General features: G+C 62.3%; 10 protein-coding genes. 3 read left to right on the top strand and 7 right to left on the bottom strand.

Features of this window, described 5'->3' with window-relative positions; translation table 11 throughout:
• Positions 1-101: 101 nt before the first annotated feature.
• From ACL9RI_RS10960 to ACL9RI_RS10945, 4 genes are all read right to left on the bottom strand, one after another.
• Entirely contained in the window at positions 102-1,163 is a 1,062-nt protein-coding gene (locus tag ACL9RI_RS10960; protein WP_422726601.1) for a porin, read from the bottom strand.
• 82 nt (positions 1,164-1,245) lie between these two features.
• Complete coding sequence (locus ACL9RI_RS10955; protein WP_422726600.1) at positions 1,246-4,854, bottom strand: hydantoinase B/oxoprolinase family protein; 3,609 nt, start codon at positions 4,852-4,854, stop codon at positions 1,246-1,248.
• A gap of 28 nt (positions 4,855-4,882) precedes the next feature.
• Positions 4,883-6,157, bottom strand: coding sequence for an MFS transporter (locus ACL9RI_RS10950; RefSeq protein WP_422726599.1), 1,275 nt, complete (start codon positions 6,155-6,157; stop codon positions 4,883-4,885).
• Between the two features lie 67 nt (positions 6,158-6,224).
• Positions 6,225-6,998 carry a putative hydro-lyase gene (locus ACL9RI_RS10945; RefSeq protein WP_422726598.1) on the bottom strand — a complete coding sequence of 258 codons (774 nt, stop codon included), beginning with the start codon at positions 6,996-6,998 and terminating at the stop codon, positions 6,225-6,227.
• Between the two features lie 164 nt (positions 6,999-7,162).
• On the opposite strand from ACL9RI_RS10945, the gene ACL9RI_RS10940 reads away from it, so the two are divergent.
• On the top strand, positions 7,163-8,098 hold the full coding sequence (locus tag ACL9RI_RS10940) for a LysR family transcriptional regulator (RefSeq protein ID WP_422726597.1): 936 nt from the start codon (positions 7,163-7,165) through the stop codon (positions 8,096-8,098).
• Between the two features lie 10 nt (positions 8,099-8,108).
• On the opposite strand, the gene ACL9RI_RS10935 is transcribed toward ACL9RI_RS10940, so the two are convergent.
• From ACL9RI_RS10935 to ACL9RI_RS10925, 3 genes are read right to left on the bottom strand one after another with little or no spacing between them, the layout of a single operon-like run.
• Positions 8,109-8,498, bottom strand: a complete 390-nt coding sequence (locus tag ACL9RI_RS10935) for a tautomerase family protein (protein WP_422726596.1) — start codon at positions 8,496-8,498, stop codon at positions 8,109-8,111.
• A 13-nt stretch (positions 8,499-8,511) separates the two neighbouring features.
• Positions 8,512-9,696 (bottom strand): YbfB/YjiJ family MFS transporter, encoded by a 1,185-nt coding sequence (locus ACL9RI_RS10930; protein ID WP_422726595.1) that lies wholly within the window; start codon positions 9,694-9,696, stop codon positions 8,512-8,514.
• Positions 9,693-10,568: a LysR family transcriptional regulator gene (locus tag ACL9RI_RS10925; protein WP_422726594.1), complete on the bottom strand. Its 876-nt coding sequence runs from the start codon at positions 10,566-10,568 to the stop codon at positions 9,693-9,695. The genes ACL9RI_RS10930 and ACL9RI_RS10925 overlap by 4 nt, the downstream gene beginning before the upstream one ends.
• An 86-nt stretch (positions 10,569-10,654) precedes the next feature.
• On the opposite strand from ACL9RI_RS10925, the gene ACL9RI_RS10920 reads away from it, so the two are divergent.
• Together ACL9RI_RS10920 and ACL9RI_RS10915 are read left to right on the top strand one after the other, a co-directional pair.
• Entirely contained in the window at positions 10,655-11,716 is a 1,062-nt protein-coding gene (locus tag ACL9RI_RS10920; RefSeq protein ID WP_422726593.1) for an NAD(P)H-dependent flavin oxidoreductase, read from the top strand.
• 73 nt (positions 11,717-11,789) lie between these two features.
• The gene (locus tag ACL9RI_RS10915) at positions 11,790-13,955 is read left to right on the top strand and encodes a TonB-dependent receptor plug domain-containing protein (protein WP_422726592.1); all 2,166 of its coding nucleotides are present in this window, start codon (positions 11,790-11,792) and stop codon (positions 13,953-13,955) included.
• Positions 13,956-13,966: the final 11 nt, after the last annotated feature.

Raw genomic sequence — 13,966 nt, 5'->3', positions numbered from 1 at the left:
AACGTATTCAAGCTGAGGAAGTATTAACGTCGTGTATTGCATCAAGAATGGCACGAGAAAAATTGAATTGCGGCTACCGCGCAGCCGCAATTCATCCTTCCTTAGAATATATGCCGTATCCCCAGATTGAGTGCGCGGTTGCCCGTGCCGCCTTCGATCGAGCTGCCGACCGTGTAGCCGGCGCCGTTCTGGTTGCGGATATAGGCGTAGACCGCATACAGGTCGGTGCGTTTGGACAGGTAGTAGCGGTAGCCGGCCGCAAACTGCTGGGCGTCCTGGTTGAAGCTGGTCTTGTCGTTCTTGCGGATATAGGAAGCGAGCCAGACGCCGGGGCCTTGCGGCACCGTCAGGCCCAGCAGCACCACATTGCTGTCGGTCGATGGCGTGGGTGCCACTGCGTAGCCGAACGGGTTGCCCAGGTTGCGCGGCAGTGCGCTGTTGACGCCCTTGTCGATGCCATACGCGAAATGCGCCTTGAACGGACCGAAATCATACAGGGCCGTCAGCACGGAATTGCGCGCGCTGCTGGTCTTGACGGTGGCCGTGTCGTTGTTGCGGTAGTGGCTGGCCAGGCGCACCGTCAGGTTGCCCGTCGCATAGGTCAGCATGCCGCCCAGCTGGCGGCCGGCGCTGTCGTCGCCCGCCACTTCACCGGCGCCATACACCACTTCTCCGCTGAAGCCGTTGACCACTGGCGAGATATATTTGACGGTGTTATCCATGCGGCTGGCGCTGTTGCCCGTGGTCGCCATCAAATTCTTGGTGTCGCCCGCCGTGCCCGAGCCGAAAGGGTCGATCGCGGCTACCGCCAGGTATTGCGGCGTGTACTGGCGCCCCAGCAGTACCGTGCCGCGATTGCTTTGCAGCCCGACATAAAGCTGGCGGCCGAACAGCAAGCCGCCCTGTCCGGTCGTGCCGGTATCGCCCTGGAAGCCGTTTTCCAGCAGGAAGACGGCCGCCATGCCGCCGCCCAGGTCTTCGCTGCCCTTGAAACCCAGGCGCGAACCGGATTCCACGCCGCTGGTCAGCTTGTTGGTGGCAGCGATGCCACCGCTCTCACGTACAAAAGCCATGTCGAAGATGCCGTACACCGTGACATTCGATTGTGCAGCAGCCGTCCCTGCCGTCGCGCCCAGTACGAGCGCCAGCATTGTTTTTTTCATTGTTTTATCCCCAGTTGAACAGGCTCGAAAAGACGGGTGCGGCAGGAGCCCAGCTATCGCACCCGGTAGTGCATGCGCTACATCAGGTGCCAAAACCTCCACCGCCAGGGGTTTCTATCGCAAACACGTCGCCAGCCTGCATGTCGGTGGTGTGGGTGGCGCCGAAGGTCTCCAGCGTGCCGTCACGGCGCTCGACCCAGTTGCGGCCCAGAGCGCCCGGCTGTGCGCCTTGCAAGCCAAACGGCGCAATGCGGCGGTGGCCAGCCAGGATGTTGGCCGTCATCGCTGCCAGGAAGCGGATGCGGCGCAGCGCTCCATCGCCGCCACGATGCGCGCCGCTGCCACCGCTGCCGCGACGGATGGCATGCGTCTCCACCAGCACCGGGAAGCGCCACTCCAGCACTTCCGGGTCGGTCATGCGCGAGTTGGTCATATGGGTCTGCACGGTCGCCGTGCCGTCAAAGCCGGGACCGGCCCCCGAACCACCGGCAATGGTTTCGTAATACTGGTGTTCATCGTTGCCAAACGTGAAGTTGTTCATGGTGCCCTGCGAGGCCGCCATCACGCCCAGCGCGCCATACAGCGCATCGGTGACGTACTGCGACACTTCCACGTTGCCGGCCACCACCGCCGCCGGATAACGGGGATTGAGCATCGAGCCTTCCGGCACGATCAGGGTGAGTGGCTTGAGCACGCCCTCGTTCATGGGAATGTCGCTGTCGATCAGGGTGCGGAACACGTACAGCACCGCTGCCTTGCAGACCGACAGCGGCGCATTGAAGTTGGTCGGCCGCTGCCCGCTGGTGCCGCTGAAGTCCACCACTGCACCGCCGCGCTCGCGGTCGATGGTCAGCTGCACGCGCAGCATGGCGCCATCGTCCATCTCGTAGGCGAAACTGGCGTCGCGCAGTTTGCGGATCGCCTTGCGCACTGCCTGTTCCGCGTTGTCCTGCACATGCTGCATATAGGCCAGCACCACGTCTTCACCGTAAGCAGCGGCGGCTTTCAGCAACTCGTTGGCGCCCGTCTCGCAGGCGCCCAGCTGGGCGATCAGGTCGGCGATGTTCTGGTCGATATTACGGCTGGGCCAGGGGCCGGCGGCAAACAGGGTGCGCATCTGCGCTTCCAGGAACACGCCACGGTCAACCAACTTGACGTTATCGAGCAATACCCCTTCATCCAGGATGCTGGTGCTGTTGGGCGGCATGGAGCCTGGCGTGATGCCGCCCACGTCGCCATGGTGGCCGCGCGCCGCCACATAGAACAAGGGCTGGTCCGCGCTGCCATACACGGGGCACACCACGGTAATATCGGGCAAATGGGTGCCGCCGTTGTAAGGCACGTTCAATACATAGGCGTCGCCGCGCGCCATGGTGGACGCATGCTGGCGTATCACGCACTGCACGCTGTCGCTCATCGAACCCAGATGCACGGGGATGTGCGGCGCGTTGGCAATCAGGTTGCCGTCGCGGTCGAACACGGCGCAGGAAAAGTCCAGCCGCTCTTTCATGTTGACCGAATAAGCCGTGTTTTCCAGGGTGGTGCCCATCTGGCGCGCAATCGCCATGAACAGATTGTTAAAAATCTCCAGGTGTATCGGATGCACCTCGGTCGTCATCTTGTGCACACTGCCTGCCGCCGCCACGCGCTCGAGCAGCAAGGTGTGGTCCGGCAGCACAGACGCGCTCCAGCCGGCATCGACCACGGTGGTGGCGATAGACTCGCGTATCAGCGCCGGTCCGGGCACGCAAGCGCCCACCGGCAGTTCAGAGCGCACATGCAGCGCAATCGGCATGGTCTGGCCATCGACATAGCTGTCGACCCTGGCGTCAGGCACTTGCAGACCACCGGCCGGCACCGAGATTTCAAAGTCGGCGCCGTCACCTGCGCCGATGGCTTCCGCCGAGACCGATTCAATGACCAGCGGCTGGCCTTCCATCACGAAGCCGAAGCGGCTGCGGTACAGCCGCGCGAAAGCATCCGTCATGGCGACCTCGCTATCGAGCGCCACCACGAAAGCGGAATCGCTGTCCTGGTATTTCAAACGGGCGCACAGCTCAACGCGGATATCGCTACGGGCCACCTGCTGCACCAGCAAATCGTCGACCGCCTGCTGTTCGAGCGCGGCAAGTTGCGGCTGCAGCGCAGCCAGGGTGGCGGCGTTCAGCAGCTGTTCCACCGCACCTTCGCGCATGGCGCGGATGTCGGCCAGACCCATGCCGAAGGCTGACAACACGCCGGCGTAAGGATGGATGGCGATCTTGCTCATGCCCAGCACATCGGCCACCCGGCAGGCGTGCTGGCCGCCAGCGCCGCCGAAGCAGCACATGGCATAGCTGCTGACGTCATAACCGCGCTCCACGGAAATCGACTTGATGGCCTGCGCCATGTTATCGACCGCCACGGCGAGGAAACCATCGGCCACGGCCGACGGCGATAGCCGCGTGCCGGTTTCGGCTTCGATTTTCGCTGCCAGTTGGCTGAAGTGACGTACCACCACCTCGCGGTCCAGCGGCTGGTCGCCATTCGGGCCGAAGACGTGCGGAAAGTGCTCGGGCTGGATACGGCCCAGCATCACGTTGCAATCGGTGACCGTCAGCGGGCCGCCCTTGCGATAGCTGGCAGGCCCCGGATTGGCGCCCGCCGATTCCGGGCCAACTTTAAAACGGCCATGTTCAAAGCTGCAGATCGAGCCGCCGCCCGCCGCCACCGTGTGGATGTGCATCATCGGCGCGCGCACCCGCACGCCCGCCACCACGTTTTCAAACACCCGCTCGTAGGCGCCGTCATAGTGGGCCACGTCGGTCGAGGTGCCGCCCATGTCGAAGCCGATCACCTGCTTCAAGCCTATCGCCTCGCAGCTCTTGACGGCGCCAACGATGCCGCCCGCCGGGCCGGACAGGATCGCATCCTTGCCCTGGAAGCGGCCAGCGTCCGTCAAGCCGCCATTCGATTGCATGAACATCAGGCGCACGTCGCCCGTATCGGCCGACACGCGGGACACATAATCGCGCAGCACCGGCGACAGATAGGCGTCAACCACCGTGGTGTCGCCACGGCCGACGATCTTCATCAGCGGGCTGACCTGGTGGCTCACCGAAATCTGCGTGAAACCGGCGGCCAGCGCCAGCGCCTGCAAGCGCTGCTCGTGCTGAGGGTAGCGGTAAGCGTGCATCAGCACGATGGCAATCGCATCAAAACCCTTTTCCCGCAAAGACTGGAACTGGCCGCGCAACAGCGCTTCGTCCGGCGCCTGCAGCACTTGACCATGCGCGCCGATGCGTTCATCGATCTCGATCACTGCTTCATAGATCAAGTCGGGCAAGGCGATCTGCATGGCGAAGATATCGGGCCTGTCCTGGTAGCCGATGCGCAGCTGGTCGGCGAAACCGCGCGTGATGGCCAGCGCGGTGCGCGCGCCCTTGCGCTCCAGCAGCGCATTGGTGGCGACCGTGGTGCCCATCTTGATCACTTCGATCTGGTCAGCCGGCAGCGCCTCGCCGCTTTTCAGCCCCAGCATCTCGCGCATGCCCTGGGTGACGGCGTCGTCATAGCGTTCGGGGCATTCGGACAGCAGCTTGTGCGTCACCAGCTTGCCGTCGGGGCGGCGCGCCACGATGTCGGTAAAGGTGCCGCCACGGTCTACCCAGAATTGCCAGCGCAGTTGTTGAACAGGGATGTCGTTTTTCATGATAATGCTTTCAAGTACAGGATCAGGATCAGGATTCAAGTTGTTTGCCAGCCGTTTCCGGCAAGGTCAGTGCGGCCAGTATCATCACGCCGTAGGCCACGCCGGCGAACACACCGATCGATGCGCCCAGCGCCATGGTCTGGCTGCTCATGCCGATCAGCAGCGGGAACAGCGCGCCGACGGCGCGGCCCATGTTGTAGCTGAAGCCCTGGCCAGAGCCACGGATGGCGGTCGGGAACAGCTCCGTCAAAAATGCGCCCATGCCGCTGAATACGCCGGAGACGCAAAAGCCCAGCGGAAAACCAAGGAACAGCATCACGCCATCCGTCACGGGCAAGCGGGTATAAGCCAGCGCAACGCACATGGAGCCAAAGCCAAACAGGATGAAGTTCTTCTTGCGGCCCAGATAGTCGGTCAGGAAGGCGCTGATGATGTAGCCTACATAAGAGCCGGCGATCACCATCGCCAGATAGCCGCCGGTGCCCAGCACCGTCAAATGGCGTTCGGTTTTCAGGTAGGTCGGCAGCCAGGTGGTGATCGCGTAGTAGCCGCCCTGGGCGCCGGTGGTCAGCAGCACGGCGCGCAGGGTCACGCTGATCATCCTGGGCGAGAAGATCTGCCAGAACGAAGCCTGGTCTTCAGCCTGCGCGGTTTTCTTTTGCAGCGCCATGAACACTTCGGGTTCATCGATAAAGCGGCGGATAAAAATCACGAACAGCGCCGGCAGCAGCCCCAGCAAAAACAGTGCGCGCCACGCCCATTCCGGCGGCAGCAGGGAAAACATCAGCGCATACAGCAGCGCCGACACGCCCCAGCCCAGCGCCCACCCGGACTGCACCATGCCGACCGCCTTGCCACGGTCCTTGGCGCGTATCACTTCACCCATCAGGATGGCGCCGGCCGTCCACTCGCCACCCATGCCAAACCCCATCAGGCCGCGCGCCCACAGCAGCTGCGTATAGTTTTGCGCCAGCCCGCACAGCACCGTGAAGAAGGCAAACCACAGGATGGTGATCTTCAGCGCCTTGACCCGGCCGATACGGTCCGACAGAATGCCGGCCAGCCAGCCGCCCACGGCAGACGTCAGCAAGGTGACGGTGCCGATCAGGCCTGCATCGCCCTTCGACAGACCCCAGGTGGCGATCAGGGTGGGAATGACAAAGCTGAGAAATTGCGTATCCATCGCGTCCAGCCCATAACCGGCCTTGCAGCTCCAGAAGGTGCGGCGTTCCTTGCCCGTCAGTGCGTGATACCAGGAAAAGTGGCCTTCGCCGTCTTTCTTGCTGAGTACTTGCGTGTTCATCGTGCTCTCCGTTTTTTTTCAGGCCTAGCCGTGTTGTTGTTTATTCAGCGTTGCGCGATTATTTGAATTAAAAAGCAGCCAGGGAAGAATTGAGTACATCTGTGACCAGCATGTAGCCTGGCTGGTGGGTGATCACCAAAGGCAAACGGGCGTGGCGTATGGCTTCCTGCGGTGTCACGCCGCAAGCCCAGAACACGGGGATTTCGTCCGGCATGATTTCGACGGCGTCGCCATAATCGGGCTGCAGGATGTTGTTGACACCGATCAGGCGCGGATCGCCCAGGTGCACGGGCGCGCCATGGATGGCCGGGTAGCGGCTGGTGATTTGCACGGCGCGGATGGCGTCCGCCGCCTTCATCGGCCGCATCGACACCACCATTTCACCGCCAAACGGGCCGGCCGCGTGGTTGCTGATATTCGTGCGGTACATGGCCACGTTGCGCTGCTGCTCGACGTGGCGCAGACGGATGCCGGCATCCATCAGCATCTGCTCGAACGAGAAGGAACAGCCGATCGCAAATACGACCAGGTCGTCGCGCCACAGATGGTGCAGCGCGTGGACTTGTTCGGCCAGTTCACCATGGCGGTAAATGTTGTAGCCGGGCACGTCGCTGCGGATATCGAGGCCGGCGCCCAGGCTTTCCAGCTGCCACTGTCCCGGCTCACCGACGGCCAGCAGCGGGCAGGCGCGCTGGTTACGCTGGCAAAACAGCAAAAAGTCAGGGGCTTGCGCCTGGGGCAGGATGACCAGGTTGGCCTGGGCATAGGGGCCGCAATAACCGGCGGTCGGCAGGCGAAAAGCGCCGCTGCGTACTTGCAGTCTTAATTCATTTGGTGTCATGGTCATCTCACTCAACTTCGCTAAATTCATCATGAAAAAAATGTATGAGTTAAGAATAAACTTGAATAACCCTATCGACTATCTAGTTATTTTTGTCGTTGTCGTTTAGTTTTTCTTATCGGTCTGCGCTATCCTGGTGCGATGGGTTAAGGTATTCTTGTTGCATGAATACCCGCTTCCTTGAAACCTTCGTCGTCCTCGCTCAGCTACGCAGCTTTCGTGCCACCGCCCGCGCGCTGCACGCCACGCCGGCCGCAATATCCTTGCGTATCAAGACCTTAGAGGAGGAATTGCAGACAGAATTGATCGACCGGCAAAGCAAGGAATTCCGCCTGACCGCCAACGCCGAGTATCTGCTGGGCCATGCGAAAGCCGTGGTCGACGCCACGCGCCGGCTGCAGGCGGCGGCGCACAAAGATAGTGCAGTGCGTGGCCGTTTAAGGCTGGGCGTGATCGAATCGGTGGTGCACAGCTGGCTGGCGCAGTACATCCGCGAGCTCAATGTGTTGTATCCGGAGATGGAAGTCGATCTCACGGTAGACATGAGCAATCTGCTGGAACGCCGGCTGCGGGCGCGCGAGCTGGACCTGGTGATACAGGTCGAGGGCGTGGAAAGCAAGGAAATCGTGTCGCAGGCGCTGGCCGCCTACCCGCTGCACTGGATTGCGCGCAGCGGCCTGGTCGATACGCGCAAGGAAGGCTTGCATCAGCGCCTGCTGCAGCTGCCCATCCTGACGTTTGGGCGCGGCACGGCGCCGCAGCGGGCGGTGGAAGAAATTCTCGGCAAGATGGCCCACCTGACCATGGTGCCGCTGGAGCAGACCCGCATCACTTGCTCGCCTTCGGTGGCGGCGATCGTGCAGCTGGTAAAAGATGGTTATGGCGTGGCGGCGATCCCCAGCCTGTTCGTGGCCAGCCATCTGGACAGCGGCGAATTCGTCAAGCTGCCGGTACAGCCGGAACCGCCATCGATCATCGTCTCGATGTGCTGGCACTCGAATGCCGAAATGCTGGTCCACGCGGCAGCGAACGCGGCCCGCCAGGCCTGCGCCCGCTATTGCGCGCAGGTCGATCCGCGTTATATCAAGCCGCTGGGGTAATGGCGGCGGGCTACAACTCCTTGGTCAGAAACTGCGCCCTTCCCCGCCCGAATGACCAGTCGGCATCGGTGTTTTCCACCAGCGAGACGATCAGGTCATCGGGAGACAAGCCACAAGCGTCCTGTAACTTCTGCGCCAGCAAATCGTAGAAGGCGACCTTTTGCTCCTGTGCCCGGGGCCGCGAGACCACCGTCAGCAAGACCACGGCTTGCGTCCTCGCATAGCCGAGCCCCGTGTCTTCCAGTATCAGCTCGCCCGGCTTGTGTTGCGTGACGGATTGATAACGGTCGCTGGCGGGTACCTCGAAAGCCTGGACCATGGCGGCGTGGGCGGCGTCCAGCAAGGTGCGCAGCTCGGTATCGCTGCGGCCCTGGATCAGGTCGAATTTGAGTAATGGCATACAGATTGTCCTTTTAATAGAGAGAGTGGGATGACAGGCGCAGGCTGACGACGATGGCCAGCAGCAGCGCAGCAGCAGCGGCCAATAATGAACTGCTGAAATTGTGGTGCTGCGCGTACAGCGCTTCGGCCAGCACGGGACCGGTGACCTGGCCGACGCCATACACCAGGGTCATGATCGCCACGAGTTTGCCACCCACTTTGCTGGTCATCGCGCGGGCGGCCCGCTGCGCGGCAGGCATGGCGATGGTCGCCGTGCCCATGAAGGTGCCGCCAACCAATAAGGCGCTGAGGATATAACTAGTGGCGGACGGGGCCAGCGCCGGCAGCGCCACGCCTATGGCTTGCAGCAACAGATTGAGCCGCAGCACCTTGCGCGTGCCGTAGCGTTCATGGGCGCGGTACCACAGGAAACAGGAAGGGGCGGCGCTCAGGCCGAACACGGCCCATACGTGGGCGGAATTCAGATCGGGCAAGGCCAGCTTGACCAGCACCGGCAAATACGTCGCAGTAACGATGTAACCGAGCCCGGCCAAACCATAGATCACGACCAGCGGCCAGGCCGCCACGGGCGGCTGGCTGATTGACGCGGGTTTGAGCAGCGCATCGAGCGTGCCCTCGCCGCTGGCGACGATGCCGGGCGCCGCCAGCAAGCCCAGCACCAGGGTGACGGCACACAGCATCAGCCACATGCCGGCGCTATGCAGGCCCAGGTGGGTGGCCAGCACCAGCAATTCGGCCGACAGGGCGATACCGATACCAACGCCCGCATACAACAGCGGTGCGCCGCTGCCATGCTTGCGGTGTTCCAGCAGCCACAAGGAGGCGGACACCATGGACAAGGCGCTGAAGAGGCCCGCCAGGCCACGCACCGTCACGATGGCCCAGACCGGCATCGGCAAGGCCAGCAGGCCCAGGCAGGCCACCGTCCCGGCGACCGACCAGACACACAGCGTGTGTGCGCTGCGGGCATGGACACGCATGGACAAAATAGCGCCCAGCAAGTAACCGGCGTAGTTGGCCGAGGCGGCCAGGCTGCCGTCATGCAGGCTCAGCACGCCTTCATCGACCATGTGCGGATAGATCGCCGTAAAGGCGAAGCGGCCAAAGCCCATGCCGATCGCCAGTATCATCGCCGCCTCAATGGCCGACCGCAAGCCGGCCCAGCGTGCCGGCCCGTGCCCGGCAAGCGCGCTCACAGCAGCACCTCATTGATTTCCTGCAGCAAATGCCGGAAGGCGGGCACGTCGAATCCGCTCCGCCAGACCAGCAAGGTATCGGCCTGCCCCGCCGGCAAACTCTTCAGCGATGCGGGCGCGTTGGACAGCTGGAGCACGCTGTCTGGCAACACCGTCACGCAGGCGCCAGCGGCTACGCAGGCAATCATGATGTGATACGAACTCATCTCATGCACTTGCCAGTCGGTCGTGCCGGCCATGCCCAATTGATCTTCCGCAATGCTGCGATAGGTGCAGCCTTGCGGGAAGGCAGCCAAGGAGCGGATGCCTACCTGCGCCGCGCTGCCGGCGTCCGCTTCGCTGGCGGGCAGCAGCAAGCGCAGTTCTTCGCGCCACACAGTCTTGCTGGTCAAACCCAGCTCGTCCAATGCGGCGGGGCCGTCGAACGATGGCGGCAACGCCAAAAAGGCGCAATCGAGCAGGCCCGTGCGTACTTGTTCCAGCAAGGGCCGCGACGGCGCCGTGCTCAGTTCCAGCCGCGTGGCCGGATGGTGGGCGTGGTAAGCCGCCAGCAAGGCTGGCAAGCGGCTGGCGGCCGTGCTTTCCATGCTGCCGATACGCAAGCTACCGCCGTCGCGCCCGCCCGTGACCACATGCCGCGCTTCTTCTTCCAGCGCCAGCAAGCGCTTGGCATAATCGAGAAAGCGCTCGCCGGCTGGCGACAGGGCCATGCGCTTGTTGGTACGGATGAACAGTTCGGCGCCGATATCGGCTTCCAGCTGCTGGATGCGCGTGGTGACGCTGGACGCCGCGCGGCCCAGCCTGGCGGCGGCCTGGGTGACGCTGAGCTCGCTGGCGACCGAGCAAAATATCCGCAAGGATTCCAGGTCCATTGCATTCTCCAAATAGAAATGATTGTGCTATTATATTCTCATATCAAGAATAATTCATGGCTCATCATTCTCAACAAGGAAATACCATGTACACCTCACAGCACTTCCTCGATCGGCTAGGCATGCAATTTCCCATTATCCAGGCGCCGATGGCGGGCGTTTCCACGCCGCAGCTGGCTGCCGCCGTGTCGAACGCGGGTGGCCTGGGTTCATTGGGCATAGGCGCCAGCACGGCTGCGCAAGCGCGCCAGATGATGGAAGAGACGCGCGCGCTGACGAATAAACCGTTCAACGTGAACGTGTTTTGCCATGCGCCGGCGCACAGGGATGTCCAGCGCGAAGCGGCCTGGCTGGCTCATCTGGCTCCCCTGTTTGCCGAGGTGAAGGCAGCCCTCCCTTCTACCCTCAATGAAATCTATACAAGCTTCCTTGGCGATGAGGAAGTGCTGGCACTGTTGCTGGAACAGCGCCCGGCCGTCGTCAGCTTCCATTTCGGCTTGCCACCCAACGAACACATCGCCGCCCTGCGCCAGGCCGGCATCCATACCATGGCCACCGCCACCAATCTGCACGAAGCGGTGCTGATCGAACAGGCGGGTGTCGACGCCATCGTGGCGCAAGGGGTCGAAGCGGGCGGCCATCGCGGCAGTTTCGATCCGGACGCCGTCGATGAGCGGCACAGCACCTTCGTGCTGCTGCGGCTGCTGGCCAGCCGCAGCAAGCTGCCCATCATCGCCGCTGGCGGCATCATGGATGGCCAGGCTATCCGCGCCGCGCTGGATGCGGGCGCCGCCGCTGCCCAGCTGGGCACGGCATTCATCCTGTGCCCGGAATCGGCGGCCAATGCCAGTTACCGCAGCAATCTGCAAAGCGAGCGGGCAGCGGCCACGCGCCTGACCAGCACTTTCTCGGGCCGGCTGGCGCGCGGCATGGTGAACCGTTTTATAGCTTACGCCGAAGCAGCAGGCAGCCCGCCGCCAGCCGCCTACCCCGTCGCCTACGATGCCGCCAAACAATTGAACGCGGCGGCAAGCAAGCTGGGCAACAATGAGTTTGCTGCGCAATGGGCTGGCCAGGGAGCGCCGCTTATCCGCGACATGCCAACAAAAGAACTTGTTGCAATCCTGGTCAAGGAAATGGCCGCCTGATATCGATAAAATATTTCTTTTTAACATCTTTATTCCATGCAATAATATTTGTTTATTAATAGAATAAAGTTGCATGAAGCTGAAATATTACTGCCTGATGTTGTTGGCATCGGCACAGGCGTACGCGGAAGACGCATCGCAGGATAAAACGCAAACCGTGGTGGTCAATGGTCGCCAGACGGATGTGGAAGCCAGCCGCGATTTTGTCGCTGGCAAGATCATCATCAGCAAGAAGACCTTGGAAGAAAGTGGCGTACAGAACGTTGCCGACGTCTTGCGGCGCGAGCCCGCCATTACGGCGGGCAAGGACGGCCGCATCGGCCTGCTTGGCCTGCCCGGCTATACGCAAGTGCTGGTCGATGGCCAGCAAAGCACGGGCATCGATCCTTACACCATGGATCTGCTGCAGGTGGAAAAGATCGAGATCATCAAATCCGCCACCGCCGCCACCGGGCCGTTCGGCATCGCCGGCACGATCAACATCATCCGGCGCAAGGCCGACCGCAAGGCGATGACGCAATTGCGGACCAGCGGCAACACGGTCGCAGGCCATGGCGGCGCAGGCGTGACGCTGATGAGTAATCAACTGCCATCCGGCACGCCGCTGATGTATAACTTCATGCTGATGGCCAATAGCAAGAGTACGCCGAGCGCCGAGCAGTATCAGCAAACACTGGGAACGGCTGCGCCAGCGCCGCAGCTTCAGGGAGAGCGCACGGCGCTCAATCGCATGCATACCGTGATCGCCAGCACGGAAATCAGCTGGGTGGTCAATCCTGCCCATAAACTCACGCTCAGTCCCGACGCGGGCCGTTTTAGCATCAATGAACATGGCCAAGAGCAACGTCTCTGGGTGGATGGCAGTACACTTTCCGTTCAACGGCAACGCAGTGATGCGATGACTTCCATCGGCCTGCCGCTGCGCTGGAACTGGAAGATCAGCGAAGACAGCAGCCTGTCGCTGAAGGCGCATGTCAATCGCCTGCATGTACCGAGTGAAACACGGCGCCTGGAAAACTGGTCCGTGGAGGGCAATCATCTGCGGGTGCAAAACAGCTGGCGCGACGGCAAGAACAGCTTCCTGGACCTCGATTTCAATACCGTTTTTACAGGGGGCCATGATTTTTCGGCCGGCATGAAACTCGCGCAAAACAGGACCGACAAGGCCTATGCGGACTTGATCGACGGCTTGCCCGACCTCAGCCAGGCAGTGCTGGGCACCCGCAACAGTACGCGTGTGGACCGGCGCCAGTTTTTCGTGCAGGACGACTGGCGCGTGAACCGCAGCCTGGCCCTGGGCATGGGCATGTCCACGGAACAACGCATCCACGAATTGAATGAAGATCAGGTACAGAACCGTACGCGCTTCAGCATCTGGTCGCCCTCGACCCACGTCGCCTATAAAATCGGCGGCGACAGCAAGCGCCAGCTGCGTGCCTCGGTCGCCCGCACCTTCCAGGCGCCGGAGGCCGACCAGATGCTGCTGCACCCGCTGATCAATCCGCTGGCGCCCTGCTATGCGCGCAGCCTGTGCGGCGCCAACACGCTCGATACCGCCGACAGTGCCGGCAACCCCAATTTGCAGCCCGAACGCTCGCTGGGCGTGAACCTCTCCTATACCCATGGCCTGGGCGCCGGCAGCGAGGCCAAGCTCGAGTTGTATACACGCGCCATCACGCACAAGATCGGCAGCGAACTGGCATTGGAAAACGTAGCCTGGGCCAAGGTACCGCGCTACGTGACGCGGCCGGCCAACCTGGGTGACGCCACGCTGCGCGGCGTGAACCTGGAGGGCCGCCTGTCCATGCGCGATGTATGGAAGCAGGCGCCGAATCTGGACATGCGCGGCAGCGTGGGATACGCGCACTCGGTATTGCGCGACCTGCCAGGTCCGGACAACCGGCTCGAAGGCCAGTTGCCCTGGCGCGCCAAGCTGGGTGCAAGCTACACCCCGGGCGAACTGCCATTAAAACTGAACCTGGACGCCAACTGGCTGCCGGGCGACTGGATACGCAGCAACCTGACCCAGCGCACCTATCAATCGAAGCGCTACACGCTTAATGCCAGCGCCAACTGGAAATTCAACGCCACGCAGCGCCTGATATTGAATGCCGACAATCTGCTGGCGAAAGACAGCAACAGCATCAATGAATATGAGGGCGCGGGCCAGACCCTGCGTCGCTACGGCAGCAACGCGGCGTACACGCGCTTCTCGCTGCAGCTGGAGACGAGTCTGTAGTTGCAGCTCAG

This window comes from Janthinobacterium sp. Mn2066 (assembly GCF_049319705.1).
In the GTDB taxonomy this organism is placed as follows: domain Bacteria; phylum Pseudomonadota; class Gammaproteobacteria; order Burkholderiales; family Burkholderiaceae_D; genus Janthinobacterium.
This window is presented reverse-complemented; position numbering and strand designations above follow the sequence as displayed.

Excerpts from the sequence above, each read along its gene's own strand:
- ACL9RI_RS10925 (WP_422726594.1), bottom strand. The coding sequence starts at position 10,568 with ATGGACCTGGAATCCTTGCGGATATTTTGCTCGGTCGCCAGCGAGCTC.
- ACL9RI_RS10950 (WP_422726599.1), bottom strand. The coding sequence starts at position 6,157 with ATGAACACGCAAGTACTCAGCAAGAAAGACGGCGAAGGCCACTTTTCC.
- ACL9RI_RS10955 (WP_422726600.1), bottom strand. The coding sequence starts at position 4,854 with ATGAAAAACGACATCCCTGTTCAACAACTGCGCTGGCAATTCTGGGTA.
- ACL9RI_RS10960 (WP_422726601.1), bottom strand. The coding sequence starts at position 1,163 with ATGAAAAAAACAATGCTGGCGCTCGTACTGGGCGCGACGGCAGGGACG.
- ACL9RI_RS10915 (WP_422726592.1), top strand. The coding sequence starts at position 11,790 with ATGAAGCTGAAATATTACTGCCTGATGTTGTTGGCATCGGCACAGGCG.
- ACL9RI_RS10935 (WP_422726596.1), bottom strand. The coding sequence starts at position 8,498 with ATGCCATTACTCAAATTCGACCTGATCCAGGGCCGCAGCGATACCGAG.
- ACL9RI_RS10920 (WP_422726593.1), top strand. The coding sequence starts at position 10,655 with ATGTACACCTCACAGCACTTCCTCGATCGGCTAGGCATGCAATTTCCC.
- ACL9RI_RS10940 (WP_422726597.1), top strand. The coding sequence starts at position 7,163 with ATGAATACCCGCTTCCTTGAAACCTTCGTCGTCCTCGCTCAGCTACGC.
- ACL9RI_RS10945 (WP_422726598.1), bottom strand. The coding sequence starts at position 6,998 with ATGACACCAAATGAATTAAGACTGCAAGTACGCAGCGGCGCTTTTCGC.